This is a genomic window from Bradyrhizobium sp. KBS0727 (assembly GCF_005937885.2).
Classification (GTDB): domain Bacteria; phylum Pseudomonadota; class Alphaproteobacteria; order Rhizobiales; family Xanthobacteraceae; genus Bradyrhizobium.
The window spans coordinates 6,518,332-6,544,537 of the sequence record NZ_CP042176.1; the positions used below are offsets into that span (position 1 = coordinate 6,518,332).

19 protein-coding genes are annotated in these 26,206 nt (G+C 63.8%); 9 read left to right on the forward strand and 10 right to left on the reverse strand.

Annotated features, from left to right (window positions below; translation table 11 throughout):
* Nucleotides 1–4: 4 nt before the first annotated feature.
* Complete coding sequence (locus FFI89_RS30545; protein WP_138831197.1) at nt 5–1,903, reverse strand: extracellular solute-binding protein; 1,899 nt, start codon at nt 1,901–1,903, stop codon at nt 5–7.
* Nucleotides 1,904–2,120: 217 nt separating this feature from the next.
* Nucleotides 2,121–2,672, reverse strand: coding sequence for a cytochrome c family protein (locus tag FFI89_RS30550; RefSeq protein ID WP_138831198.1), 552 nt, complete (start codon nt 2,670–2,672; stop codon nt 2,121–2,123).
* Between the two features lie 208 nt (nt 2,673–2,880).
* Here FFI89_RS30550 and FFI89_RS30555 point away from each other — a divergent pair, with 208 nt between their 5' ends.
* Entirely contained in the window at nt 2,881–3,627 is a 747-nt protein-coding gene (locus FFI89_RS30555; RefSeq protein ID WP_144642459.1) for a 3-deoxy-manno-octulosonate cytidylyltransferase, read from the forward strand.
* A gap of 107 nt (nt 3,628–3,734) precedes the next feature.
* A complete protein-coding gene (locus tag FFI89_RS30560) occupies nt 3,735–4,595 on the forward strand; it encodes a prephenate dehydratase (protein WP_138831200.1) in 861 nt (286 codons plus the stop codon).
* 124 nt (nt 4,596–4,719) lie between these two features.
* Here the strand turns inward: FFI89_RS30560 and FFI89_RS30565 are convergent, their stop codons facing one another.
* Complete coding sequence (locus FFI89_RS30565; protein ID WP_138831201.1) at nt 4,720–5,742, reverse strand: LLM class flavin-dependent oxidoreductase; 1,023 nt, start codon at nt 5,740–5,742, stop codon at nt 4,720–4,722.
* Nucleotides 5,743–6,140: 398 nt separating this feature from the next.
* Here FFI89_RS30565 and metF point away from each other — a divergent pair, with 398 nt between their 5' ends.
* From metF to maiA, 3 genes are all read left to right on the forward strand, one after another.
* Nucleotides 6,141–7,055: a methylenetetrahydrofolate reductase [NAD(P)H] gene (metF, locus tag FFI89_RS30570; RefSeq protein WP_138831202.1), complete on the forward strand. Its 915-nt coding sequence runs from the start codon at nt 6,141–6,143 to the stop codon at nt 7,053–7,055.
* A gap of 4 nt (nt 7,056–7,059) precedes the next feature.
* Nucleotides 7,060–10,920: a methionine synthase gene (gene metH, locus FFI89_RS30575; RefSeq protein ID WP_138831203.1), complete on the forward strand. Its 3,861-nt coding sequence runs from the start codon at nt 7,060–7,062 to the stop codon at nt 10,918–10,920.
* Between the two features lie 137 nt (nt 10,921–11,057).
* On the forward strand, nt 11,058–11,723 hold the full coding sequence (gene maiA / locus FFI89_RS30580) for a maleylacetoacetate isomerase (RefSeq protein ID WP_138831204.1): 666 nt from the start codon (nt 11,058–11,060) through the stop codon (nt 11,721–11,723).
* Nucleotides 11,724–12,591: 868 nt separating this feature from the next.
* On the opposite strand, the gene FFI89_RS30585 is transcribed toward maiA, so the two are convergent.
* The 7 genes from FFI89_RS30585 to FFI89_RS30615 form a co-directional block, all read right to left on the reverse strand.
* Nucleotides 12,592–13,218, reverse strand: coding sequence for a glutathione S-transferase family protein (locus FFI89_RS30585; RefSeq protein ID WP_138831205.1), 627 nt, complete (start codon nt 13,216–13,218; stop codon nt 12,592–12,594).
* 344 nt (nt 13,219–13,562) lie between these two features.
* Nucleotides 13,563–15,068 carry a glycerol kinase GlpK gene (gene glpK, locus FFI89_RS30590; protein ID WP_138831206.1) on the reverse strand — a complete coding sequence of 502 codons (1,506 nt, stop codon included), beginning with the start codon at nt 15,066–15,068 and terminating at the stop codon, nt 13,563–13,565.
* A gap of 241 nt (nt 15,069–15,309) precedes the next feature.
* On the reverse strand, nt 15,310–16,083 hold the full coding sequence (locus tag FFI89_RS30595; protein WP_138831207.1) for an SDR family NAD(P)-dependent oxidoreductase: 774 nt from the start codon (nt 16,081–16,083) through the stop codon (nt 15,310–15,312).
* 147 nt (nt 16,084–16,230) lie between these two features.
* The gene (pimD, locus tag FFI89_RS30600) at nt 16,231–17,373 is read right to left on the reverse strand and encodes a pimeloyl-CoA dehydrogenase small subunit (protein ID WP_138831208.1); all 1,143 of its coding nucleotides are present in this window, start codon (nt 17,371–17,373) and stop codon (nt 16,231–16,233) included.
* 176 nt (nt 17,374–17,549) lie between these two features.
* The gene (pimC, locus tag FFI89_RS30605; RefSeq protein ID WP_138831209.1) at nt 17,550–18,740 is read right to left on the reverse strand and encodes a pimeloyl-CoA dehydrogenase large subunit; all 1,191 of its coding nucleotides are present in this window, start codon (nt 18,738–18,740) and stop codon (nt 17,550–17,552) included.
* A gap of 32 nt (nt 18,741–18,772) precedes the next feature.
* A complete protein-coding gene (gene pimA, locus FFI89_RS30610) occupies nt 18,773–20,452 on the reverse strand; it encodes a dicarboxylate--CoA ligase PimA (protein WP_138831210.1) in 1,680 nt (559 codons plus the stop codon).
* Between the two features lie 130 nt (nt 20,453–20,582).
* Nucleotides 20,583–22,679, reverse strand: a complete 2,097-nt coding sequence (locus FFI89_RS30615) for a 3-hydroxyacyl-CoA dehydrogenase NAD-binding domain-containing protein (RefSeq protein ID WP_138831211.1) — start codon at nt 22,677–22,679, stop codon at nt 20,583–20,585.
* 191 nt (nt 22,680–22,870) lie between these two features.
* Between FFI89_RS30615 and FFI89_RS30620 the strand changes: the two genes are divergently transcribed.
* From FFI89_RS30620 to FFI89_RS30635, 4 genes are all read left to right on the forward strand, one after another.
* On the forward strand, nt 22,871–23,737 hold the full coding sequence (locus FFI89_RS30620) for an IclR family transcriptional regulator (protein ID WP_138831212.1): 867 nt from the start codon (nt 22,871–22,873) through the stop codon (nt 23,735–23,737).
* Between the two features lie 69 nt (nt 23,738–23,806).
* Entirely contained in the window at nt 23,807–24,604 is a 798-nt protein-coding gene (locus FFI89_RS30625; RefSeq protein WP_138831213.1) for an ABC transporter ATP-binding protein, read from the forward strand.
* Nucleotides 24,601–25,314: an ABC transporter ATP-binding protein gene (locus FFI89_RS30630; RefSeq protein ID WP_138831214.1), complete on the forward strand. Its 714-nt coding sequence runs from the start codon at nt 24,601–24,603 to the stop codon at nt 25,312–25,314. Before FFI89_RS30625 ends, FFI89_RS30630 begins: the two co-directional genes overlap by 4 nt.
* 11 nt (nt 25,315–25,325) lie before the next feature.
* Entirely contained in the window at nt 25,326–26,204 is an 879-nt protein-coding gene (locus FFI89_RS30635; RefSeq protein WP_138831215.1) for a branched-chain amino acid ABC transporter permease, read from the forward strand.
* Nucleotides 26,205–26,206 lie beyond the last annotated feature (2 nt).

The window sequence follows — 26,206 nt, forward strand, 5'->3', positions numbered from 1 at the left end:
TCCTTCAACTGCGCCTTCCGATCCTGGCTGCTTTTTCGGCGTCGAACCACCACACCGTCGGGAATCCGGAAACGCCGTATTTCGGCAGGGGATCGGGGTGGCTGAAGCGGTCCCAGCGCGCATAACGCTGGAAGCCATAGAGGAATTGCGGAACGAGATAGAAGTTCCAGAGCAACACCCGGTCCATCGCCCTGGAGGCCGCGACCAGCTCGGCGCGGTTCTTGGCGAAGATGATCCGTTCGATCAACGCATCGACCGCCGGATTCTTGATCCCCGGCAGGTTGCGGCTTCCGGGACGGTCGGCTGCCTCCGAGCCGAAATATTCGCGCTGTTCGTTGCCCGGCGACAGCGACTGCGCCCACACCACCGTGGTGATATCGAAGTCGAAGCTGCGAATCCGGTTCTGATACTGGACATCGTCGACGGTGCGGACGTTGACGTTGATGCCGAGACGCTCCAGCGACGGCTTGTAGAACAGCGTCATCCGCTCCATGCCCGGATCGGGATTCAGAATCTCGACGCTGACCGGCTGCCCGGCCGGATCGACCAGCTTGCGGTCGCGGATTTCAAATCCGGCTTCCTTGAGCAGGCGCGTCGCCTCGCGCAGATTGGCGCGGACCGCTTCGGGATTGCCGTTCACCGGATTGGTGTAGGCCGTGGTGAATACTTCCGGCGGCACCTTGTCCCGCACGGTTTCGAGGATCTGCAATTCGAGGCCCTCGGGAACGCCGCGGGAGGCAAGCTCGGTGCCTTCGAAATAGCTGTTGTCACGGGTGTATTCCCCGGTCGAAAGCTGCCGGTTCATTTCCTCGAAATCGAACGCGTAATTGAAGGCGCGACGCAGCCGCGCATCCTTGAACAGCGGACGGCGAAGGTTGAACGCCCATCCCTGCATCCGCCCGGAGCTCAGGACCGGAAACTTCTCCTTGATCACGCGGCCCTCGCGCACGGCGGGGAAATCGTAGGCCACCGACCATTCCTTGGCGCTGAGCTCCGCGATCCAGTCGAGCTGATCGGCCTTGAAGGCTTCGCGCCCGACGGTGCTGTCGCGGAAGAATTCGTAGCGGATCTGATCGAAATTATGCTGGCCGACGCCTTGGGGAATGTCTTTGCCCCAATAGTCCGGAACACGCTCCAGCAGCACCGAGCGGCCGGCGACGAATTCCTTGATGCGATAGGGCCCCGATCCCAACGGGGGCTCCAGCGTGGTCGCGGCGATATCCCGCTTGCGGCCCTGCGAATCCGTTCCTTCCCACCAGTGCTTGGGAAACACCGTCACTTCGCCCGCGATCACCGGCAGTTCGCGGTTGCCGGGCCCGTCGAAGATGAATTTCACATCGCGCTCGCCGATCTGTTCGCAACCGGTGATGTGACGGTAGTAGGAGCTGTACATCGGGCTGTGGGTCTTCAGCGCGTTGAACGAGAAGATCACGTCGGCCGGCGTCACCGGCTTGCCGTCGTGCCAGCGCGCATTCGGGCGCAACCGGTAGATCACATAGGAGAAGTCGTCGGGATGGGCCGCCACTTCCGCCAGCACGCCATAGGCGGTCGACACCTCGTCGAGCGACTGGCTGGTCAGCGACTCGAACAGCAGCCCGACGCCGCTGGCGATCGATCCCTTAAGTCCGGCGATCACAATATTGAAATTGTCGAAGGTGCCGATTTCGAGCTGGCGGATGAGGCCGCCCTTCGGTGCGTCCGGGTTGACGTAGTCGAAGCGCTTGAAGCCGGCCGGGTATTTGATGTCGCCAAAGGTGGCGAGCGCGTGCCGCCATTTGAGCCCGTCCGGTGCGGCCTGCGCTTGCGCTGGCGTGATCCCGCCTAGATACGGGGTGAGTCCCAGGGCCGGGACCGTCGCGGCGACAGCGCCGCCCTGCAGAAGATGTCGTCGGGTAATCGCCAAATGAGGAGTTCCTGTTTACGGCCCCGACGCTAACCAGCGCTCAATATAAGGCAAGGGTTCGACAAATTACGTTGCTTTTTCCTCATGATAATAGCCCACAAGCCACAACGGTGCGGCGAAACGTCCCGATAACGACAATGCGATCCGTTTACGAAAAACGGCCAGGCAATGCCTGGCCGTGCTGTCGCCTGCAAGTCCATGCCGGACTGCCGAAATGTTATTTCGCCGCGGTCGGAAGCGGAACCGGCTTGTCGGCCAGGGTGGCCAGATAAGCGATCACGTCGGCACGCTCGCTGTCCTTCGGGATACCGGCAAAGCCCATGGCGGTACCGGGAACGAAGCCCTTCGGATTGGCGATGAACTTGTTGAGGTCTTCGAACGTCCACTCGCCGCCCTTGCCCTTCATGGCCGCTGAGAAGTTGAAGCCACCCTTGCCCTCGCCCTTCTTCTCGCCGACGGTGCCGAACAGGTTCGGACCGACGCGGTTCGGGCCACCCTTTTCGAAGGTGTGGCAGGCGGCGCACTTCTTGGCGGCGGCAGCACCCTTCTCGACGGAAGCGGTCTGCAGCAGCTTTTCGATCGGCTCCGACGGCGCAGCCGCTTCCTTGGCGCCACCTTCGTGGGCCTCTTCCTTCACGGCGATCTCGAAGCCCGGCTTTTCCGGCATCTTGGGCGAGAAAATCGCGCCGGCGCCAAAGCTCGTCACCAGAAGCAGGATGCAGGTACCAAGGAGGGCACCGATGATCTTATTGAGTTCGAAGGAGTCCATTGCGGATCAGGCTCCAGCCCTGAAGGTCGACGTAAGGCCGGCAGAACGGCCGCGGAATAGCATCAGGAATCAGGCTTTCGCGCTGCACCCTCAGCAGGGTTGAGATATCGGTTTGCCCGGGCTCTGGCAACCCGTATAAACGCCCCGACTTTCCGCCAATCCCCATTATTTCCGGCCTGTTTTCGAGGCCGCCTCTGACTGCGTACCGATGACCGACCCTCGCACTCTGGTGCTGATTCCCGCCCGCATGGCGGCGACCCGTCTGCCGGGCAAGCCGCTGCTGGATATCGGCGGCATGCCGATGATCGTCCACGTGTTGCGGCGGGCGGAAGAGGCAGAGATCGGCCGGGTCGCGGTCGCCACCGACACGCCCGAGATCGCGGCCGCGGTGAGAACCCATGGCGGCGAGGTGGTCATGACCCGCCCCGACCACCCCTCCGGCTCGGACCGGATCTTTGAGGCCCTGCAACAGCTCGATCCCGGCGGGAAGATCGAGATCGTGGTCAATCTGCAGGGCGATTTTCCGACCATTTCGCCCGGCAATATCCGAGACGTGCTGCCGCCGCTGGCCGACCCTGCGGTCGATATCGCGACGCTTGCGGCCCAGATCCACACCGACGAAGAGGCCACCAACCCGAACGTGGTGAAGGCGGTCGGCTCGCCGATTGGCCCGCGGCGGTTGCGTGCGCTTTATTTTACGCGGGCGACGGCGCCGACCGGCGACGGGCCGCGCTACCACCACATCGGCCTTTATGCCTATCGGCGGGCCGCGCTGGAGCGGTTCGTGACGCTGCCGCCCTCGCCGCTGGAGCGGCAGGAGAAGCTGGAGCAGCTTCGGGCGCTGGAGGCCGGCATGCGGATCGACGTCATGATCGTCGACACCGTCCCGCGCGGCGTCGACACCCCGGCCGATCTCGAAACCGCCCGTCGCATACTAAAGCCCCGTTCTGATTGAACGGCGCTTTATCCTTTTGTTTTGACGCGTTTTCTTAACGTGAACCGGCATCCACTTCGCTCGAAAACGCTCTAGCCAAAGCCTGAACCGCTGTTACAAGGCGCCCCATGACCAAGAAGCTGAAAATCGCATTCCAGGGCGAGCCTGGCGCGAACTCCCATATCGCCATCGTCGAGGCCTATCCCGACGCCGAGCCGTTGCCCTGCCCGACCTTCGAGGACGCGCTGGCCGCGATCGCCTCGGGCGAGGCCGATCTCGGCATGATCCCGATCGAAAATTCGGTCGCCGGCCGCGTCGCCGACATCCATCATCTGTTGCCGCAGTCCGGCCTGTTCATCGTCGGCGAATGGTTTTTGCCGATCCATCACCAGCTGATGGCGCCGCGCGGCACCAAACTGGCCGACATCAAGACCGTCGAGAGCCACGTCCACGCGCTCGGCCAGTGCCGCCGCATCATCCGCAAGCTCGGCATCAAGCCGATCGTGTCGGGCGATACCGCCGGAAGCGCGCGCATCGTCGCCGAACGCGGCGACAAATCCTGCGCGTCGATCGCCTCACGACTCGCATCCGAGATCTACGGCCTCGATATCCTGGCCGAGGACGTCGAGGACGAAACCCACAACACCACCCGCTTCGTGGTGCTGGCGCGCGACGAGAAGTGGGCCGCGCAGGGCTCGGGGCCGCTCGTTACCTCTTTTGTTTTCCGGGTCCGCAACCTGCCGGCTGCGCTCTACAAGGCGCTCGGTGGCTTCGCCACCAATGGCGTCAACATGACCAAGCTCGAGAGCTACATGGTCGACGGCGAATTTTTCGCGACGCAATTCTATGCCGATGTCGACGGACATCCCGACGACAAGGGTCTCGCTTTTGCGCTGGAGGAACTGAAGTTTTTCTCGCGCGAATTCCGCATCGTCGGCGTCTATCCCGCGCAGCCCTTCCGCCTGACCTTCAGCGGCAACGGGGATTGATTCAACGGCTGTCATTCCGGGGCATGCGTAGCGTGAACCCGGAATCTCGAGATTCCGGGTTCGATGCTTCGCATCGCCCCGGAATGACGGTGAGTCAGATGCGCTACTTCCGACGCCCGCAAACCTACGCCGCCGCCTGCTTGCCCAGCCCGAACGCGTCCGCCAGCAGGCTGTACGACTTCTTGCGCGCGTCGTGGTCGTAGACCGCGGTGATGATCATCAGCTCATCGGGCTTCGCGGCGTCCAGCGTCGGCTGCAGCTTCGACAGGATGGTGGCAGGACTGCCGACGAACAGCCGCGAGCGGTTGCGCGCGATCGAGGCGCGCTCGGCGTCCGTGTAGGGATAGGCCAGCGCCTCTTCGACGCTGGGCAGCGGCAGAAACTCTCCGCGGTCGCGGCGCAGGCGGTTGAGGTCCATCGAGGATGCCAGTTTTTCGGCTTCCGCGTCGGTCTCCGCAGCAACGGCGGCGACCGCCAGAATGCCGTGCGGCGTCGCGCGCCAGCCTCCGGCCGGCTTGAAATGCGCATGATAGTTGGTCATCGCCGCGACCGCGTCATAGGACGCGAAATGATGCGCAAAGGCGAAGCCCATGCCGACCTGCGCGGCAAGCTCCGAACTGTAGTCGGACGAGCCGAGCAGCCAGATCGGCGGCAGCGGCGAATCGTCCGGCATCGCCACCACATTGTTGTAGGGATGGCCGGGCGGGAATCCGCGGGTCTCCCACAGGATCAATTCCTGCAGCCGCTCGAGAAAATCGTCGCCCTCGCGGCGATCGAGCCGGCTGCGCAAAGCATGCGCGGTCGCGCCATCGGTGCCGGGCGCGCGGCCGAGGCCGAGATCGATGCGGCCGGGAAACAGCGCCTCCAGCATCTTGAAGCGTTCGGCCACCACCAGCGGCGCGTGGTTGGGCAGCATCACGCCGCCGGAGCCGACGCGGATGTTTTTCGTCACCGCCGCGATCTGCCCGATCATCAGGTCGGGCGCGGGGCTCGCCACCGAAGCCAGGTTATGATGCTCGGCGAGCCAGTAGCGGACATAGCCGAGAGCATCGACATGGCGCGCCAGGTCGATGCTGTTGCGCAGGGCCGCAGCAGGTCGGGTGCCGGTGGTGACGACGGAAAGGTCGAGAACGGAAAGCGGGATCATGGCGCTAAGCTAGTGCGGCAATGGCCGGCCACAAAGGGCTTGGCTGTGCAGATCAGGCCCGCGCACCCGGGCGCACGAAGCCTCTGGCGGCCACCGCAAGTGGGCTGCAATATAATAAGACCAACACAATCCGAAATTGCCCAACACCCGTTTGTACAGCAGAACCAAGCGTATAAATCGTATTAATACATTGAAATAGCTATATATTACACTAGATATCCATCTTGAATTACGCTTGCCCACTATGCGAATATATGAAGCATATTTAGCATATATTTCGTATCCATTGGGCAATTTCCCATGCCTGATGGGCTGTTTTGAGCGTCTCGTTTGGCTTATTTTAGCTGATAGCCGCTAGGCCAGATGGTGGCCCAATTCTGTGGAGCTCCGCGACTGCCATGACCGAGGTACCCTCTCCCGCATCGGACGGGCCGCGCGAACTCCATTCGCCCAAAATCTCCTTCGAGTTCTTCCCGCCGAAAACCGAGGAGATGGAGAAGAGCCTGTGGGAGACCGTCAACCGGCTGGCGCCGCTCGCCCCCAACTTCGTGTCGGTGACCTATGGCGCCGGCGGCTCGACGCGTGAGCGTACCCATTCGACCATTGCCCGCATCCTGAAAGAGACCCGCCTGACGCCGGCGGCGCACCTGACCTGCGTCGGCGCGCCCAAGAGCGAGATCGACGACGTGGTGGCGCGCTATCACGAGGTCGGCGTCCGCCACATCGTCGCGCTGCGCGGCGATCCCTCGACCGGCATCGGCACCGCCTATCACGCGCATCCCGACGGCTATCAGACCTCGCCCGAACTCATCGCCGGCATCAAGAAGCGTTATCCCGATATCGAAATCTCGGTGTCGGCCTATCCGGAGAAGCATCCGGAGAGCCCGACCTTCGACGCCGACATCGACACGCTCAAGGCCAAGGTCGAGGCCGGCGCCACCCGTGCCATCACCCAGGTGTTCTTCGACAACGACCTTTACTTCCGCTACCTCGACCGCGTCCGCGCCCGCGGCATCGATATTCCGGTCGTGCCGGGCATCATGCCGATGCACAATTTCAAGCAGGCGCGCGGCTTCGTGACCCGCGCCGGGACGACCGTGCCGGAGTGGCTCGCGGACAAGTTCGAGGGCCTCGACGACGACGCCGAAACCCGCAAGCTGGTCGCCGCCACCGTCGCGGCCGGGCAGGTGCAGAAGCTCGCCAAGCACGGCGTCGATACCTTTCATTTCTACACCATGAACCGCGCGGACCTCGTGTTTGCGATCAGCCATCTCCTGGGCATTCGCCCCCATGGCGCACAGAAGGCTGCCTGATCCGATGACCGCTCCGATTTCGCCCAAGCGAACCGCCCTGCTCGCCGCCGCCCGTGAACGTATTCTGGTGCTCGACGGCGCCATGGGCACGATGATCCAGGGCCTGCAATACGACGAGGCCGCGTTTCGCGGCGCGCGCTTCGCGGACTTCCACCGCGACGTGCGCGGCAACAACGATCTGCTGATCCTGACGCAGCCGAAGGCGATCGAGAACATCCACGCCGCATACCTGCGCGCCGGGGCCGACATCGTCGCCACCAACACCTTCTCCTCGACCTCGATCGCGCAGGCCGACTACGACATGTCGGACCTGGCCTACGAACTCAACCGTGACGGCGCCAGGCTCGCGCGCGCCGCGGCCGAGCGCGTCGCCGCCGAGGACGGCAAACAGCGCTTCGTCGCCGGCGCACTGGGCCCGACCAACCGCACCGCCTCGATCTCGCCCGACGTGTCCAACCCCGGCTATCGCGCCGTCACCTTCGACGACCTGCGCAAGGCCTATGGCGAGCAGATCAACGGCCTCCTCGACGGCGGCGCTGATTTGCTGCTGGTCGAAACCATCTTCGACACGCTGAACGCCAAGGCGGCGCTCTACGCCATCGCCGAGATCACCGAAGCGCGCGGCATCGACGTGCCCGTGATGATCTCCGGCACCATCACTGACAAATCCGGCCGCCTGCTGTCGGGGCAATTGCCGGAAGCGTTCTGGAACTCGGTGCGGCACGCCCGACCGGCCACCATCGGCTTCAACTGCGCACTCGGCGCCGAAGATCTGCGTGCTCACATCGCCGATATCGGCCGCGTCGCCGACACGCTGGTATGTGCCTATCCGAACGCCGGACTGCCCAATGAATTCGGTCAGTACGACGAAACCCCGGAATACATGGCGCGGCTGATCGGCGAGTTCGCCCGTGACGGCCTCGTCAACATCGTCGGCGGCTGCTGCGGCACCACGCCGGACCATATCGCGGCGATTGCCGCCGCCGTCGCCCCGCACAGACCGCGCGTTGTGCCTGCGATCGAGCCGCGGCTGCGGCTGTCGGGGCTGGAGCCGTTCGAACTGACGCCCGCGATCCCCTTCGTCAATATCGGCGAGCGCACCAACGTCACCGGATCGGCGAAATTCCGCAAGCTGATCACCGCCGGTGACTACACCGCCGCACTGGCGGTGGCGCGCGACCAGGTCGAGAACGGCGCGCAGATCATCGACGTCAACATGGACGAGGGCTTGCTGGATTCCGAAGCCGCGATGGTGACGTTCCTCAATCTCGTCGCCGCCGAGCCCGACATCGCCCGCGTCCCCGTGATGGTGGATTCCTCCAAATTCGCCGTGATCGAGGCCGGCCTGAAATGCGTGCAGGGCAAGCCGGTGGTGAACTCGATCTCGATGAAGGAGGGCGTGGAGAAATTCATCCACGAGGCCCGCATCGCGCGCCGCCATGGCGCCGCCGTGGTGGTGATGGCGTTCGACGAGGCCGGCCAGGCCGACACGTTCGCGCGCAAGACCGAAATCTGCAAGCGCGCCTACGACATCCTGGTCGGCGAGCTCGACTTTCCGCCCGAGGACATCATCTTCGATCCGAATATCTTTGCGATCGCGACCGGGCTCGAGGAACACAACAATTACGGCGTCGACTTCATCGAGGCGACGCGCTGGATCCGCCAGAATCTGCCGGGCGCGCATATTTCCGGCGGCGTCTCTAATCTTTCCTTCTCGTTCCGCGGCAACGAGCCGGTGCGCGAGGCCATGCATTCGGTGTTCCTGTATCACGCGATTCATGCCGGCATGGACATGGGCATCGTCAATGCCGGGCAGATGATCGTCTATGACGACATCGACCCCGAACTGCGCCAGACCTGCGAGGACGTCATCCTCAACCGCGACCCCGGCGCGTCCGAGCGGCTGCTGGCGCTGGCGGAGAAATTCCGCGGCAAGGAGAAGCAGACCAGGGAGCAGGACCTGGCCTGGCGCGAATGGCCGGTCGAGAAGCGATTGAGCCACGCGCTGGTGCACGGCATCACCGAATATATCGAGGCGGATACCGAAGCCGCGCGGCTGACGGTCGAGCGTCCGCTGAATGTGATCGAAGGCCCGCTGATGGCCGGCATGAACATCGTCGGCGACCTCTTTGGCGACGGCAAGATGTTCCTGCCGCAGGTGGTGAAGTCGGCCCGCGTGATGAAGCAGGCGGTGGCCTATCTGATGCCGTTCATGGAAGAGGAGAAGGCGCGCAACCTCGCCAACGGCATCACCGGCGACGGCCGCAGCACCGCCGGCAAGATCGTGCTCGCGACCGTCAAGGGCGACGTCCACGATATCGGTAAGAACATCGTCGGCATCGTGCTGCAATGTAACAATTTCGAGGTCATCGACCTCGGCGTCATGGTGCCTGCCGCGAAGATCATCGAGACCGCCAGGGCCGAGGGCGCCGACATCATCGGGCTGTCCGGCCTGATCACGCCCTCGCTCGACGAGATGAGTTTCCTCGCCGGCGAAATGCAACGGCAGGGCATGAAGATGCCGCTGTTGATCGGCGGCGCCACCACCAGCCGCGTCCACACCGCGGTGAAGATCGACCCGAACTACAAGGGCGGTCCGGTTGTGCATGTCAACGACGCCAGCCGCGCGGTCGGCGTCGCCTCGTCGCTGCTGTCGGCCGAGCGGAGCGACGCCTTTGCCGCCGATATCCGCGCCGAATACGCCAAGATTTCCGCGGCGCATTTCCGGGCGCAAGCCGACAAGAAGCGGCTCAAGCTTGGCACAGCGCGCGCCAACAAGGTCGCGATCGACTTCGCCAAGGCGCCGCCGACCAAGCCAAAATTTTTCGGCATCAAGGGTTTTGACGCCTACGACCTGGCTGAATTGGCCGAATACATCGACTGGACGCCGTTCTTCCAGACCTGGGAACTGACCGGGCGCTTCCCTGCCATTCTCGACGATCCCAAGATCGGCGAAGTCGCGCGCTCGCTCTACGACGATGCGCGCAAGATGCTCGACCTCATCGTCAAGGAGAAATGGTTCACCGCGCGCGCCACCATCGGCTTCTGGCCGGCCAATGCGGATGGCGACGACATCGCGGTCTATGCCGACGATAGCCGCAAGCAGCAGATCGCCACCTTCCATACGCTGCGCCAGCAACTCGAGAAGCGCGAAGGCCGTTTCAACGCCGCGCTGTCGGACTTCATCGCGCCGGCAACGTCCGGCGTGCCCGATTATATCGGCGCCTTCGTCGTCACCGCCGGGATCGGCGAGGACGTGGTCGCCGACCGCTTCAGGAACGCCAATGATGATTACTCCTCGATCCTGTGCAAGGCGCTGGCCGACCGCCTCGCCGAAGCCTTCGCCGAGCGGTTGCATGCGCGGGTGCGACGCGAGTTCTGGGGCTACGCACCGGACGAGACCGCGACGCCGGATCAACTGATCCTCGAACAATATGCCGGCATCCGGCCGGCGCCCGGCTATCCCGCCCAGCCCGATCACACCGAGAAGGCGACGCTGTTTCGTCTTCTCGACGCCGAGAACACCGCCGGCGTGAAGCTGACCGAGAGCTTTGCGATGTGGCCGGGCTCGTCGGTGTCGGGGCTGTACTTCTCGCATCCCGAGAGCTTCTATTTCGGCGTCGGCAAGATCGAGCGCGACCAGGTCGAAGACTACGCCGCCCGCAAGGGCATGAGCGTGACCGAGACCGAGCGCTGGCTGGCGCCGGTGCTGAACTATATTCCCTCGCAGGAACCGCATCGCGCGGAGAAGACCGCGCCGTTCGCCCCCGCCAACGACGTGAGCTCCAAGGATTTGGCCTCGCATCCGCCCGGCTGCAACTGCGCGGTGCATCTGGCCTGGCGCAAGAAGGCGGTCGGGGCCTGACTCGTCATCACCGGGCTTGACCCGGTGATCCATCTTCAAGAGACTCCTCACGAAGATGATGGATGCCCGGATCTCCAGCGCGAAGACGCGCTTCGCGCTTTTGTCCGGGCATGACGCTGTGTTTGAGGCCTCCCTCCATGAAATTCTTTTCGTTCTGGCGATCGCTGGCGAGTTTTCGCGTTCGCATCGCGCTCAACCTGAAGCAGGTTCCGGCCGAGGTCGTCTTCGTCGATCTCGACGCCAATGCGCATCGCGACGCGGCGTATCGCGAGGTCAATCCGCAGATGGCACTGCCCTCGCTGGTGCTGGACGACGGCACCGTGCTGTTCCAGTCGCTCGCGATCCTCGAATATCTCGAGGAGACGCATCCCGCCCCGCCGCTGCTGCCGGCCGACCGAAAAGGCCGCGCGCGCGTCCGCGGTCTGGCGCAGATCGTGGCCTGCGAGGGCCATCCGCTGCTGGTGCCGCGGGTACGGCGCTATCTCGACCACGAGCTGAACCTGCGCGACGCCCAGCAGGCGGCGTGGCGCCGGCACTGGACCGTGGAGACGCTGGCCGCGCTGGAAGGCCATCTCGCCGGCGACAAGGGCACGGGGCACTTCTGTCACGGTGATACGCCGACCTTCGCCGACATCTGCATGGTCGGCCATGTCACCGCGGCGGTGACGCAGCAGATCGATCTCGGCCCCTATCCCACCGTGAAGCGGATCTTCGAAACCGCGATGGCGTTGCCCGAATTCGCCAAGGCCCATCCCTCGATGCAGCCGGACACGCCGGAAGCGATGCGGCCGAAGGCGACGTAGTCGCCGGTCACGGATTCAATTGTCAAACAGCCCCCGGTTGTCGTCGCCCGGCTTGACCGGGCGATCCAGTACGCCCCGGCCTATCGGTTCGATCGTCAGCGTCTCTGGAATACTGGATCACCCGCTTTCGCGGGTGATGACGGCAAGAAGCATTCTCGCGGCGCCATGCGCCCGGAGTTTTGAAATAAAACCTTGCCCCATGAAAATCAGAGGGCGCAGGGAAGACCGGGTGCGCGCTGCACCCGCGGTCTCGCGTGCGATGCGTATTAAAAATGCTGCACACGAGCATACAGGTTCAGCGGAGAACACCCGGCCTTCCCTGCGCAATGGCTTTACGGCTTATACGAGTTCGTCCTGGTGACCGGCTTTCTTGCCACCATCGTCAGCTTCAGCTTTCGCCTCCGCCAACTTGACGCCAGCACCGGGGCGTCGGACCCAAACGATTTCACCGTACGCTGCAGCTCGTTCGTCTCGCGTGCTGCCGCGTCCACCGCTCCCTGCCCCTCGTTGCGACGATGGCCAACGCCCCTCTGGTGGGACAGGATGGCGGGAGTTAGACGTCTGATTTGCCCGACGCTGCAACGGAAATATTTTTGCGCGAAGGGCTGGACAGACTTTTGGTGATTTGCCCGTCGTGCCATTTTGTCGCAGTTTTTTCTTCCCCTCCCCTTGTGGGAGAGGGTGGATCGAATGAGCGAAGCTCATTCGAGACGGGTGAGGGGTTTTCTCCGCGGATAGAGACCCCTCATCCGCCCTCGCTCTCGCGAGGGCACCTTCTCCCATCGAAGTCGGATTAATCCGACTTCGACATATTAAGATTGCCCAACTCGGGTAAACCCGAGTTGGGTGGGAGAAGGAAGAAGCATTCTCACCCCTTCGGCGGCGCAAGCGGCTGCACGATTTCCCGAAACTCCGGCAGCGCTTCGCAACGCGCCGCGTGCGCCTGCAGCGCCGGATAGCGCGCGCCGAACAGCGCGGGATGCGCCTCGCCGGTAAAACGCAGCGCGCAGGCGACCGCGATGTCGGCGTGGCCGATGCGGTCGCCGAACCAGTACGGCGTCTTGACCGCCGCGCGTTCCTTTTCCAGTACCGCCAGCACGCCCCCGATCTGCGCCTCGCAGCGCTCGACCCAGAGCGCGAGCTTTTCCTGCCGCAGCACGCGCTCGTAGAGCAGACTGACACCCTTGTCGCCGAGCCCCATCGCCAGCGCCGCAACACGCTGTTGCCGCCAGCGCGCCTCGCCATGCGGCGGAAACATCGCCTTGTCGGGACCGACGCGATCGTCGAGATAATCCAGCATCATGGCGCTCTCGATCAGCGCCTCGCCGCCATCGAGCACCAGCGTCGGCACCCGCTTCAGCGGGTTATACGGCGCGATCTTGTCGGCATCGCCGAAGGTCGACCACGGCCGGTGCTCGAACGGCAGGCCATACAGCCGCAGCGCAATCGCGACGCGACGGACGAAGGGGGAGTCGTATTGGCCGATCAGGATCATGGGGGCGCTCGCTCGTCATGGCCGGGCTTGACCCGGCCATCCATCTAACTTGAAGTGCTATATTGAAGTGTGATGGATGCCCGGATCAAGTCCGGGCATGACGATCCCGAAAATCAATGAGCACCGCATACGAAAACGCCTTCAACAAGAACAAGGCGCGCCCGTGCAAATGCCAGAGGCGACATTTATGCGGACTTCCACTCATCCTTGAATGATTGAATCCGTCCCCGCTTACTCAGGAAATAACTTCAGGAGAGCTGGGTAATCGACATCAATCATCTGTGAGCCTCTAGACTGCGCGTTCTATAGCTCTATCTCCATAGCAAGCTTGGGACGTCTCGTCTCTACCCTTCCCCCTCATCACTCGCCAATACCCCCTTCACCGCGCGCCCCCAGCCCGCGAGCTTCCGCTCTCGCGTCGCCGCGCTCATCGCCGGCTTGAAGCGGTGTTCGAGCCGCCAGTTGTCGGCGAATTTCGCTGGCTCCGGATAGACGCCGGCCTGTAGCCCGGCGAGATAGGCGGCGCCGAGGGCGGTGGTTTCCTGGATCATCGGGCGATCGACCGGCGCGTCGAGGAGGTCGGCGAGGCGCTGCATGGTCCAGTCGGAGGCGGTCATGCCGCCGTCGACGCGGAGCACGATGTTGGCTCCCTTGGCGTCGGGCCAGTCGGCGCGCATCGCGGCCCAGAGGTCGAAGGTCTGGTAGCAGACGCTTTCCAGCGCGGCGTGCGCGAGTTCGGCCGGGCCGGTGTTGCGGGTGAGGCCGAACAGCGCGCCGCGGACGCGCGGATTCCAGTAGGGCGCGCCGAGGCCGACGAAGGCCGGCACCAGATAGACTGATTGCATCGAATCGGATTTGTCGGCTAGCGGGCCGGTCTCGCTGGCCTGCTTGATGATGCCGATCCCGTCGCGCAGCCACTGTACCGCGCTTCCGGCGACGAAGATCGAACCCTCGAGCGCGTAGGTACGCTTACCCTTGAGCTGATAGGCGATGGTCGTCAGCAGCTTGTTCTTCGACGCCACCGGCGTCGTGCCGGTGTTCAGCAGCGCGAAACAGCCGGTGCCGTAGGTCGACTTCATCATGCCGGGCGTGAAGCAGGCCTGGCCGATGGTCGCGGCTTGCTGGTCGCCGGCGATGCCGGAAATGGCGATCGGGCCGCCGAACAGGCTGGCATCGCTGTCGCCGAATTTCGCGGAGGAGTCCTTGACCTCCGGCAACATCGAGCGCGGCACACGCAAGAGCTTCAGCAGGTCATCATCCCATTCGCCGGTGTGGATGTTGAACAGCAGCGTGCGCGAGGCGTTGGTGGCGTCTGACGCGTGCACCTTGCCGCCAGTCAGCCGCCACAGCAGGTAGCAATCGACGGTGCCGAACATCAGCTCGCCGCGCTCCGCGCGCGCTCGCGCGCCCGGCACGTGATCGAGGATCCATGCCACCTTGGTGCCAGAGAAATAGGGATCGATGATCAGGCCGGTCTTGGCCGAAATCGCCGGCTCGTGGCCTTCGGCTTTCAGCCTGGCGCAGACATCCGCGGTGCGGCGATCCTGCCAGACGATGGCGCGGTGCACGGCCTGCCCGGTGGCGCGGTCCCACACCACGGTGGTCTCGCGCTGGTTGGTGATGCCGATCGCGGCGATGTCTTTCGCTTTGAGGCCGGCTTTTTCCAGCGCTTCGCGGCAGACCATGACGGTCGAGGTCCAGATGTCCTCCGGCTCGTGCTCGACCCAGCCGGAGGCCGGAAAATGCTGCGGGAATTCCTGCTGCGCTGTGGCGGCGACGGAAATATCCGAGCGAAACACGATGGCGCGCGAAGATGTGGTGCCCTGATCGATGGCCAGCACAAAGGACATGACGTTACTTCCCAGAACGATGGTTGGTTGCGGCAAGGTGATCGGATTGGGGGAAGAAGGTCAATATGGGGAAGGCGACGTCATTCTTAGCCTCGCCCCGCTTGCGGGGAGAGGTCGGAGACAGCGCGATAGCGATGGCTCCGGGTGAGGGGGTACCGGACTCACCACGTACCCAGTTCGCGGAGAGAGCCCCTCACCCCACCCCTCTCCCCGCAAGAGCGGGGCGAGGGAGCAGACTGCCTTACACCGACGCGGTCGTCACGCCGCCGTCGACCACGATGGTCTGGCCGGTCATGAAGGTCGAGGCATCGGAGGCGAGGTAGGCGACCGCGCCGGCGATTTCGTCGGGCTCCCCGATTCGGCGCAGCGGCGTGGTGGCGCAGCGGCGCTTCAGGCGTTCCTCGTCTTCCCACAGCGCTTTCGCGAAATCGGTCTTGACCAGGCCCGGTGCGACGCAGTTGATGCGGACGCCCTTCGGGCCCCATTCGCCGGCGAGGCTGCGGCAAAGCGAAAAATCCGCGGCCTTGGAAATGCCGTAGGCGCCGATCACCGGCGAGCCGCGCAATCCGCCGATCGAGGAGATGATGACGACCGAGCCGTTGCCGCGCTCGGCCATCGGCGGGATCGCCTGCGCGCAGAGCCAGATGTTGCTCTTGACGTTAGAACCCATGATCTTGTCGAAGGCCTCGTCCTTGATGTCGAGCAGCGGGCCGTAATAGGGATTCACCGCGGCATTGCAGACGAGGATGTCGACCTTGCCGTAATGCTTGATCGCGCCCGAGATCAGCCCGTCGACTTCCTCGCGGCGCGAGATGTTGCAGGGAATGACATGGGCGTCGCCGCCCGACTTGACGATGCCGTCGGCGACGACCTCGCAGGCATCGGCCTTGCGGCTGGAGATCACCACCTTGGCGCCGAGTTTGGCGAGCAGTTCGGCCGACGAGCGACCAATGCCGCGACTGGAGCCGGTGATGACGGCGACTTTTCCGGTGAGATCGAACGGGGTGTTTTTCATTGTTGGTTTCTCCCTGCTTCCATTCATTCAGTCGTCATCGCCCGGCTCGACCGGGCGATCCAGTATTCCAGAGACGGCTGCGCGAGAGTCGATAGGCCGCGGTGTACTGGATCCCCCGCTTTCGCGGGGGATGACAGTCAGCGGATATCACACCAGCCCACCCGCGTCGGTGACGCGGCGGAGGTGGTAGTCGGTGTCGCCAAAGGTGTTCTCGATCATGGTCAGCCGCTTGAAGTAGTGGCCGATCTTGGCTTCCTGGGTCATGCCGATGCCGCCGTGAAGCTGGATCGACTGCTGGCCGACGAACTTCAAGGACTTGCCGACCTGCACCTTGGCGGCCGCGACCGCGGTCGCGCGTTCCTTGGCGTTGTCGAAATCGGCCGCCATGGTCGCAAACATCGACATGCTGCGGGCCTGTTCGCAGGCGACGAACATGTCGGCGGCGCGGTGCTGCAGGGTCTGGAAGGTGCCGATCGCGACGCCGAACTGTTTTCGCGTCTTGAGGTACTCGACCGTGCTCTTCAGCGATTCGTCCATCGCGCCGACCGCTTCCGCGCACATCGCGGTGCGGGCTTCGTCGACCACGCGCTCGATCAGTTCGAGACCGTTGGCGGGATCGCCGATCGCGGCGTCGGCGCCGACCTCGACACCGGTGAAGGTGATGTCGGCGGCATGCAGGCCGTCCTGGGTCGGATAGCCCTTGCGGGTGACGCCCTTGGCGTTGGCCGGCACGATGAACACGCCGACGCCGGACTTGTCGCGCTTGGCGCCAGCGGTGCGCGCGGTCACGATCAAGGTGTCGGCGTTCTCGCCGTTGAGCACGACGAATTTCTCGCCGTCGATGACCCAGCCGGCGCCCTTCTTCTTGGCCGAGGTCGCGACGTCGAACAGGTCGTAGCGCGAGTTCTTCTCGAGCTGTGCAAAGGCAAAGGTCTTGCTGCCGTCGATGATCCCAGGGATATGCGCGGCCTTCTGCTCGGCCGAACCGCCGTGGCGCAGGAAGCCGCCGCCGATCACCACCGTCGCCAGATAAGGCTCCAGCACCAGCGCCTTGCCGAGCGCTTCCATCACGATCATGGTTTCGACCGCGCCGGCGCCGAAGCCGCCGTCGGCTTCCGCGAACGGAAGTCCGAGCAGGCCCTGCTCAGCGAGCTTGCCCCAGACGGCCTTGCTCCAGCCGCCCTTCTCCTTCTGGTACTTCTTGCGCGCATCGAAATCGTAGGAGTCGTTCAGAAGACCGTCGATGCTTTCCTTGAGAAGGCGCTGCTCCTCGGACAAATCAAAATCCATGTTCTTTACTTTCTCCAGAAACCAATGCGGGCACCCTGTTGCCCCACTTTACATCGTCATCCCCGCAAAAGCGGGGATCCAGTAATCACCGGCGCCTCGTAAGCCACGATCGCCGCAGCGTACTGGGTCCCCCGCCTTCGCGGGGGACGACACCAGTTGTTATTGCGCTCTACCGATCACAACCCCAGCACCGCCTTAGTGATGATGTTGCGCTGGATCTCGTTGGAGCCGCCGTAGATCGAAACCTTGCGGTTGTTGAAATAGCTCGGCGCGATCTGCGCGGTCCAGTCCATGGTCTCGTTGGAGCCGTCGTCGCCATGCTCGTCATAGGGCGCGGCGAACGGGCCGATCACTTCCATCAGAAGTTCGGTGGTGGTCTGCTGGATTTCCGAACCCTTGATCTTCAGCACCGAGGACGCCGGGTTGGGCTTGCCCTTGCCGTGCTTGCCTTCGTCGGCGACGACGCGGAGCTGGGTGAGTTCGAGCGCCTTCAGCTCGATCTCGCAGGCCGCGAGCTTTTCGCGGAAACCCTGGTCTTCCAGCACCGGCTTGCCGTTGGCCTCGACCTTGGAGGCGAGGTCCTTGATGCGGCGCAGTCGCTCCTTGGAAACGCCGACGCGGGCGATGCCGGTACGCTCGTTGCCGAGCAGGAATTTGGCGTAATCCCAGCCCTTGTTCTCCTCGCCGATCAGGTTCTCGACGGGCACCTCGACGTCGTCGAAGAACACTTCGTTGACCTCATGGCCGCCGTCGATGGTCTCGATCGGACGCACGGTGACGCCCTTCGACTTCATGTCGAACACGATGAAGGAGATGCCCATCTGCTTCTTGGCGTTGTTGTCGGTGCGGCACAGGCAGAAGATCATGTCGGCGTGCTGCGCCAGCGTGGTCCAGGTCTTCTGGCCGTTGATGATGTACTTGTCGCCCTTGCGCTCGGCCTTGGTCTTCAAGGACGCGAGGTCCGATCCCGCACCCGGCTCCGAGAAGCCCTGGCACCACCAGTCGTCGACATTGGCGATGCGCGGCAAATACTGCTTCTTCTGCGCGTCGTTGGCGAAGGTATAGATCACAGGGCCGACCATGCTGACGCCGAAGGCGAGCGGCGCCGGCGCCGGATGCATCTGCAGCTCTTCGTTGAAGATGTAGTGCTGCACCGAGGTCCAGCCGGTGCCGCCGTATTCCTTCGGCCAGTGCGAGACGCCCCAGCCCTTCTTGTTCAGGATGCGCCACCAGGCGACCATCTCGTCCTTGGAGAGGTGGCGGCCCTCTACCAGCTTCTGCCGCGTCGCCGGCGGCACGTTTTCCTTGAAGAAGGTGCGGACCTCCTCACGAAACGCCATTTCTTCCTTGCTGAAAGCGAGATCCATCGGACCCTCCTGTGAACGAATTTAAATCCTGATTACGCGACGTCTTTTTTACCTGTGGCGGCCTGCGGCGACGGTTGCTGCAGGCGAAGTTCGTGGCGCGACAATTTGCCGACCGGCGTACGCGGCAATTCCTCGACGAAATCGACCGCGACCGGCAACTCATGCTTGCCGATCTTGCCGGTGAGGAAGGCACGCAAGTCTTCCAGCGTGAACGGTTTGGCATCCGCGCGCAGCTTGATGAAGGCCTTTGCCGCCTCGCCGCGATAGTCATCGGGGATGCCGATCACGATCACTTCCTGCACGGCGGGATGGGTGTAGATCGCCTGCTCGATCATCTGCGGATAGACGTTGAAGCCGCCGGAGATGATCATGTCCTTCTTGCGGTCGACCAGATAGAAATAGCCGTCCGAGTCCATGTAGCCGATATCGCCGGTCAGGAAGCGGTCGCCGACAAAGGCCTCCGCGGTTTCCTTCGGCCGGTTCCAGTAGCCTTTTGTCACGTTCGGACCGCGGATACGTATCTCGCCGACCTCGCCTGTCGGCATCACCTGCCTGGGATCGTCGAGCGACACCACGTCCATCTCGATACCGGGCAGCATCAACCCGATCGAGCCCGGCTTGTCCGGACCTTCCTTGGGATGGGCGGTGCCGGGCGAGCAGGTTTCGGTCATGCCCCAGCCGCTCTTCAGCTTCATCCCGACGCGGCGCTCGAGAATTTTTGCCACTTCGACCGGCAGCGGGGCGCCGCCCGAGCCGAAACTGACCAGCGAGGACAGATCGCGCTTATCGAGATCGGGCAGTGCCGCGATCGCGATCCACATCGTCGGCACGCCCGGAAACGCCGTGGCGCGCTTGACCTCGATGTCGCGCATCACGGCTTCGACGTCGAAGCGCTGATGCAGCGAGATCAGATGGCCGCGCCGGATCGACGACAGCAGCACCACCGTCAGCGCATAGATGTGAAACAGCGGTAGCACGCAGATCACGCGCTCGATCGGGTTGTTGCGCTCGGCGCGCGCCGGCTTGCCCCAGACGTCATAGACCGAAACGGCTGAGGTCAGATTGCCGTGGCTCAGCATCGCGCCTTTTGGAAGGCCCGTGGTGCCGCCGGTATATTGCAGCAGCGCGACGTCATCGGCCGACATCGCCGGCCACGCGGCCGGCTTGGTCACGCCGTCGGTGAACTGACGGTAGGTGATGATGTCAGGATTATCCGGCAGCGCCGTCTGCGGTGTACCGACTTTGCCCCAATGATCGTCCTCGCAGACGATCAGGCGATCGAGCAAGCCCTTGTCGAGGAATTTCAGCGCGGTCGGCAGCAGCGCCGACAGGTTGCTGGTGACCAGCACGCGCGCGCCGGAGTCCGAGAGCTTGTGCGACAGTGCAATCTCGCCGTCGAGCGGACTGAGATGCACGATCCGTGCGCCGGCCTTGAGCGCGCCGAAGAAATTGACGGGATGATCGGGCGAGTTGCCGAGGAACAGCGCGACCGACGTGTTCTTGCCGTAGCCGGCGCGCAGGAAGGCGCTTGCTGCCGTCTCCACCAGCGCTTCCAGCTCGGTATAGCTGATCGGCCGGTCGCGAAATTCAAGCGCCGGCCGCGCGCCGAACTCGGCTGATGCCGTCGACAACAGGTCCGGCAGCGTGCCGCGCGCGATCGTATCGTCCCAGCGGACGCCTTGCGGATAAAACTGTTCGCCGGGATGGGTCATGCGGGCTTTCAGCGAGGCATCAAGAGGCCGTCATCCCGGGATGGCGCGTTAGCACCAGACCCGGAATCTCGAGATTCCGGGTTCGCGCTTTGCGCGCCCCGGAATGACTCGTGGTGGGAGCAGCGGCCCATCAAGCCGCTTTCGCCTTCTCGGCCAGCGACGCAAAGGTCTTGCCTTCGGCGGCGAGACGCTTGAGCAGCGGCGCCGGTTCGAGCGAGGGATCGTTGGTCTCCTTGGCGTAGTAGGACAGCCGGTCGGCGATGTGCTTCAGCCCGACCTGGTCGGCGTAGAACATCGGGCCGCCGCGATAGATCGGCCAGCCATAGCCATAGAGCCAGATCACGTCGATATCGCTCGGACGCGCCGCGATGTTCTCTTCGAGGATGCGCGCGCCCTCGTTGATCATCGGGTACATCATGCGTTCGAGGATCTCGTCGTCGCTGACGACGCGCTTCTTGCGGCCGAGGCGTTGCAGGGTTTCGTCGATCAGCTTCTCGACTTCCGGATCCGGCAGTGCGGCGCGGGAGCCGGCTTCATACTTGTAGTAGCCCTTGCCGGTCTTCTGGCCGAAGCGCCCGGCCTCACACAAAGCGTCGGCGATTTCCGACTTGATGCCGCGGTCCTTGCGCGAGCGCCAGCCGATATCGAGGCCGGCGAGATCGCCCATCGCGAACGGGCCCATCGGCATGCCGAACTTGGTCACGACCGCATCGACCTGCTGCGGCAGCGCGCCTTCGAACAACAGCTTTTCAGCCTGCTTGCCGCGCTGCGCCAGCATGCGGTTGCCGACAAAGCCGTCGCAGACGCCGACCACGGCCGGCACTTTTGCAATCTTGCGCGCGATCGACACCGCCGTGGTCAAAGCGTCCGGCGCGGTCTTGTCGGCGCGAACGATTTCGCACAGCTTCATGACGTTGGCGGGCGAGAAGAAGTGCATGCCGAGCACGTCCTGCGGACGGCTGGTCACCTTCGCAATCTCGTCGATGTTGAGGTAGGAGGTGTTGGAGGCCAGCACGGCGCCCTTCTTGGCGAACTTGTCCAGCGCGGTGAACACTTCCTTCTTGACCGCCATGGTTTCGAACACGGCTTCGATCACCAGGTCAGCGTCCTTGACGTTCTCGAGGCCGACCACGCCGGTGATCAGGCTCATGCGCTTGGCCGGGGCATCGGCGGGAATACCGCCGCGGGCGGCGGTCGCCTCGTAGTTCTTCTGCATCACGCCCATGCCGCGCTTGAGCTGCTCTTCGCCGGTTTCGATCAGCGTGACCGGGATACCGGCATTGGCGAACGACATCGCGATGCCGCCACCCATGGTGCCGGCGCCGATGATGGCGACGCGCTCGACCGGACGCGATTTTGTTCCCTCGGGAACGCCGGCGATCTTGGCGGCCTCACGCTCCGAGAAGAAGGCATAACGCTGCGCCTTGGACTGGTCGCTCGACACCAGCTTGAGAAAACCTTCGCGCTCCTTCTTCAAACCTTCGTCGAACGGCAGGTCGATCGCGGCGCCGACGGCGTCTGCCGCGGCAAACGGCGCTTCCAGCCCGCGCGCCTTCTTGGTCAGGGCGGCGACCGCATTGGTGAAGATCGAGCGATCGGCCCTGGCGGCCTTGAGCTTTGAATCGTCGTCGCGCAGCTTGCGCAGCGGGCGCTTCTCGGCGACCACCTTGCGGGCAAAGGCCTCGCCGCCGGCAGCCGGACCCTCGACGATCTCGTCGATCAGGCCGTGCTTGAGCGCTTCCGCCGCACTGATCGGGTCGCCGCCGACGATCATCTTGACCGCGAGTTCCGGACCGACCGCGCGCGGCAGGCGCTGGGTACCGCCGGCGCCCGGCAGCAGGCCGAGTTTCACTTCGGGCAGGCCGAGCCTGGCTTCCTTGGTGGCGACGCGATAGTGGCATGCCAGGGCGACTTCGAGGCCGCCGCCGAGCGCAGTGCCGTGGATCGCGGCGATGATCGGCTTCGGCGAGTTCTCCATCAGAACCAGCGCCTCCTGCAGGCCGGGGGGCTTCGGCGGCTTGCCGAACTCGGTGATGTCGGCGCCGGCGATGAAGGTGCGGCCGCCGCAGGTCAGCACGATCGCCTTGACTTCGGCGTCGGCGATCGCCGCCTTCATGCATTCGAAGATGCCGCCGCGCACCGCGGCGCTGAGCGCGTTTACCGGCGGCGAGTTAACCGTGACGATGGCGATGGCATCATGACGCTCGAGTTTTACGACTTCGTTCACGGGACTCTCCCTGGATACTTGTTCTTGAGTTTGGCTTTGAGTCTGGCCTGTGAGTTTCGCCGCCCGACTTGCGTTGAGTAGCTACGCTCTTTTGTTGATTTCGCACTGCGAAATTTAATTCCACATCTTGACACGGAGGGTTATTTTGAAGCACGTCCGTTGTCAACGAGCCTCCGCGCAGAAGCAGGTAAATGAAGCGTCCAGGGAAGAAAGTGGCGACAGATCGCAGCTTCGTCGTCGCGCTTTCCCGCGGACTTGATGTGTTGCGCGCATTCCATCCCAACGACGGGCTTCTTGGCAATCAGGAGATCGCCGCCCGTACTAAATTGCCGAAGCCAACCATTTCCCGGCTGACCTACACCTTGACCAAGCTGGGCTATCTTACACCCGTTCCGCGGTTCGAAAAGTATCAGCTCGCGCCATCAGCCATGGCGCTGGGGTATGCCGCGCTGGCCAATCTCGGCGTTCGGCATTTGTCCGAACCCTACCGGGAGGAAGTCATGCGCGCGACCGGCGGCGCGGTGGCGGTCGGCGGGCGCGACCGTCACAGCATGATCTATTTCGGGCAGAGCCGTAACGGCTTGTCGCTCGGCGTGCAGCTCGACGTCGGTTCGCGGGTACCGATCGCGACCACCGCGATGGGCCGGGCCTATATCTGGGCGCTGCCCCCGGACGAGCGGGCCTCTTTATTGCGCGAACTGCGCGACCATTACGGCAGCCGCTGGTCCCGGATGCGGGACGGCATCGAGCGCGCCGGGGAGTCGGTGACGCGTCGCGGGTTCACGATCTCCGCCGGCGAGTGGCAGAACGACGTCGCCGCAGTCGGCGTGGCGCTGAAGCTGAACGACGGAACCGGTCCCTATGCCTTCAATTGTGGCGCACCGGCATTCCGCTTTACGGAAGATAGACTGGTCAACGATATTGGACCTCGCCTTGTGGCGATGGTAAGGAACATCGAGGCGGCACTGGGCGGTGCAGCGCCGCAATCAAAAAAAGATGAAAGCAAAAAGCTTAAACCAGGAGGGAAAGTTGCACGTTTGGACGAGGGGATCAGATAGCCATCATCGCGATCCGCGCAAAAGTTCGCGCGGACATTCCCGCACCGTGTTCAGCATGGGCGAGACGAGATGACGCAGGCACAGCTCGCGCAGGGAAATGCTCCCCTGCTTGCGGTTCGCGACGTCAGCGTCGTGTTCGGCGGCATCATCGCGTTGAATGGCGTGTCGTTCGACATGCACAAGGGACAGATCCTTGGGCTGATCGGACCGAACGGCGCCGGCAAGACCACGCTGTTCAACTGCCTCTCCCGACTCTACCAGCCGTCCTCCGGCGACATCCTGATGGAAGGCGCCAGCATCCTGACGCGCCCGCCGCACCGGATCGCCGAGATCGGCATCGGCCGCACGTTCCAGAACGTCGCGCTGTTTCCCAACCTTTCGGTGCTCGACAACGTTCGCGTCGGCACCCATGCGCGCACCTCGAGCGACATCGTTTCGGACTCGCTCCGGCTCGCCTGGGTTCGCCGCGGCGAGGCCGACACCAACAAGAAGGTGCATGAGATCCTGGCCTATCTCGATCTCGAGAGCGTCGGCCACACCGTGGTTTCCGGCCTGCCCTTCGGCACCCAGAAGCGCGTCGAACTGGCGCGCGCGCTGGCGGCCGATCCCAAGATCCTGCTGCTCGACGAACCGGCCGGCGGCCTCAACCACGAGGAAGTCTACGTGCTGGGCGACCTGATCCGCCGGATCAGGGACGAGCGCCACATGACCGTGCTGCTGGTCGAGCATCACATGGGTCTGGTGATGTCGATCGCCGACCACGTCGTCGCACTTAACTTCGGCAAGAAGCTCGCCGAGGGAACACCGGCCCAGGTCCAGGCCGACCCGGATGTCATCAAAGCCTATCTGGGGAGCAAGGACCAATGACCGCGATGCTCAACGTCAAGGATCTCCGCGCCTATTACGGGCAGGTCCAGGCGCTTCACGGCCTCTCTTTCGCGCTCAACGAGGGCAGCCTGACCACCCTGCTCGGCGCCAACGGCGCCGGCAAGACCACCACCCTGCGGGCGATCTGCAACATGGTGCGTTCGACCGGCGCGATCGAGTTCGACGGCAAGCCGCTTACCGGCCGCTCGACCGAGAACGTCGTTCGTCTCGGCATCGCGCATGTGCCGCAGGGCCGCGGCACCTTCACCACCATGACGGTGGAGGAAAACCTGCAGCTCGGCGCCATCACCCGCACCGACAAGGCCAACATCGTTTCCGACATCGAGCGGATGTACGATCACTTTCCGGTGCTGAAGCAACGCTACACCCAGCAGGCCGGCACGCTTTCGGGTGGCGAACAGCAGATGCTCGCGGTCGCCCGTGCTTTGATGCTGCGCCCGCGGCTGATGCTGCTGGACGAGCCGTCGTTCGGCCTCGCCCCGCTGATCGTGCGCGACCTGTTCAGGATTCTCGGCAAGATCAATCGTGAGGACAAGGTCACCATCCTGGTGGTGGAGCAGAACGCGCAACTGGCGCTGGAGCTCGCCGACCAGGCTTACGTGATCGAAACCGGACGGATCGTGATGTCGGGCAATGCCAAGGACATCGCGAACAACGAAGACGTCCGTAAATCCTATCTCGGCTACTGAGGAACGCGGCCATGGAACTCTTTACCAACCAAGTCCTGGCCGGCATCGCCACAGGCGCGATCTACGCCTGCATGGCGCTCGCCGTCGTGATGATCTATCAGGCGATCGACCATCTGAATTTCGCCCAGGGCGAAATGGCGATGTTCTCCACCTTCATATCCTGGCAGTTGATGCAGTGGGGCGTGCCCTATTGGGGCGCCTTCGTGCTGACGCTGGCGCTGTCGTTCGCCGGCGGCATCCTGATCGAGCGGCTGCTGTTCAAGCCGCTCGCCAAGGCGCCGATCCTGACCAACGTCGCCGGCTTCATCGCGTTGTTCGCCATCATCAACAGCGTCGCCGGACTGATCTGGGACTTCACCATCAAGCAGTATCCGACGCCGTTCGGATCCTCACCCTTCCTCGGCAGCCAGCTGATCTCGACCCATCAGGCCGGCATGATCGGCGTCACGGTGCTGCTGCTGGTCCTGCTGTTCATCTTCTTCCAGTACACGCGGATCGGTCTTGCGATGCGGGCGGCGGCCTCGCTGCCTGAATCGGCGCGGCTGGTCGGCATCAACACCTCCTGGATGATCGCGCTCGGCTGGGGCATGGCGACCGCCATCGGTGCGATCGCCGGCATGCTGATCGCACCGGTGGTGTTCCTCGAGCCGAACATGATGGGCGGCGTGCTGATCTACGGGTTTGCCGCGGCCGTGCTCGGCGGCCTGACCTCGCCGCTCGGCGCCGTGATCGGCGGCTTCCTGGTCGGCATCTTCGAGAATCTCGCCGGCACCTACATCCCCGGCGTCGGTAACGAGTTGAAACTGCCGATCGCGCTTGCGCTGATCATCGTCGTATTGGTCGTCAAACCGGCTGGGCTGTTCGGCCGGCCCATCGTGAAACGAGTTTGATC

Bases quoted from the DNA above. Each gene is read 5' to 3' on its own strand.
- pimC (WP_138831209.1), bottom strand. From the start codon at position 18,740: ATGGATCTCGCTTTCAGCAAGGAAGAAATGGCGTTTCGTGAGGAGGTC.
- FFI89_RS30585 (WP_138831205.1), bottom strand. From the start codon at position 13,218: ATGATCCTGATCGGCCAATACGACTCCCCCTTCGTCCGTCGCGTCGCG.
- FFI89_RS30620 (WP_138831212.1), top strand. From the start codon at position 22,871: ATGAAGCGTCCAGGGAAGAAAGTGGCGACAGATCGCAGCTTCGTCGTC.
- pimA (WP_138831210.1), bottom strand. From the start codon at position 20,452: ATGACCCATCCCGGCGAACAGTTTTATCCGCAAGGCGTCCGCTGGGAC.
- FFI89_RS30630 (WP_138831214.1), top strand. From the start codon at position 24,601: ATGACCGCGATGCTCAACGTCAAGGATCTCCGCGCCTATTACGGGCAG.
- FFI89_RS30625 (WP_138831213.1), top strand. From the start codon at position 23,807: ATGACGCAGGCACAGCTCGCGCAGGGAAATGCTCCCCTGCTTGCGGTT.
- FFI89_RS30635 (WP_138831215.1), top strand. From the start codon at position 25,326: ATGGAACTCTTTACCAACCAAGTCCTGGCCGGCATCGCCACAGGCGCG.
- metF (WP_138831202.1), top strand. From the start codon at position 6,141: ATGACCGAGGTACCCTCTCCCGCATCGGACGGGCCGCGCGAACTCCAT.
- FFI89_RS30555 (WP_144642459.1), top strand. From the start codon at position 2,881: ATGACCGACCCTCGCACTCTGGTGCTGATTCCCGCCCGCATGGCGGCG.
- FFI89_RS30550 (WP_138831198.1), bottom strand. From the start codon at position 2,672: ATGGACTCCTTCGAACTCAATAAGATCATCGGTGCCCTCCTTGGTACC.
- pimD (WP_138831208.1), bottom strand. From the start codon at position 17,373: ATGGATTTTGATTTGTCCGAGGAGCAGCGCCTTCTCAAGGAAAGCATC.
- metH (WP_138831203.1), top strand. From the start codon at position 7,060: ATGACCGCTCCGATTTCGCCCAAGCGAACCGCCCTGCTCGCCGCCGCC.
- maiA (WP_138831204.1), top strand. From the start codon at position 11,058: ATGAAATTCTTTTCGTTCTGGCGATCGCTGGCGAGTTTTCGCGTTCGC.
- FFI89_RS30560 (WP_138831200.1), top strand. From the start codon at position 3,735: ATGACCAAGAAGCTGAAAATCGCATTCCAGGGCGAGCCTGGCGCGAAC.
- FFI89_RS30565 (WP_138831201.1), bottom strand. From the start codon at position 5,742: ATGATCCCGCTTTCCGTTCTCGACCTTTCCGTCGTCACCACCGGCACC.
- FFI89_RS30595 (WP_138831207.1), bottom strand. From the start codon at position 16,083: ATGAAAAACACCCCGTTCGATCTCACCGGAAAAGTCGCCGTCATCACC.
- glpK (WP_138831206.1), bottom strand. From the start codon at position 15,068: ATGTCCTTTGTGCTGGCCATCGATCAGGGCACCACATCTTCGCGCGCC.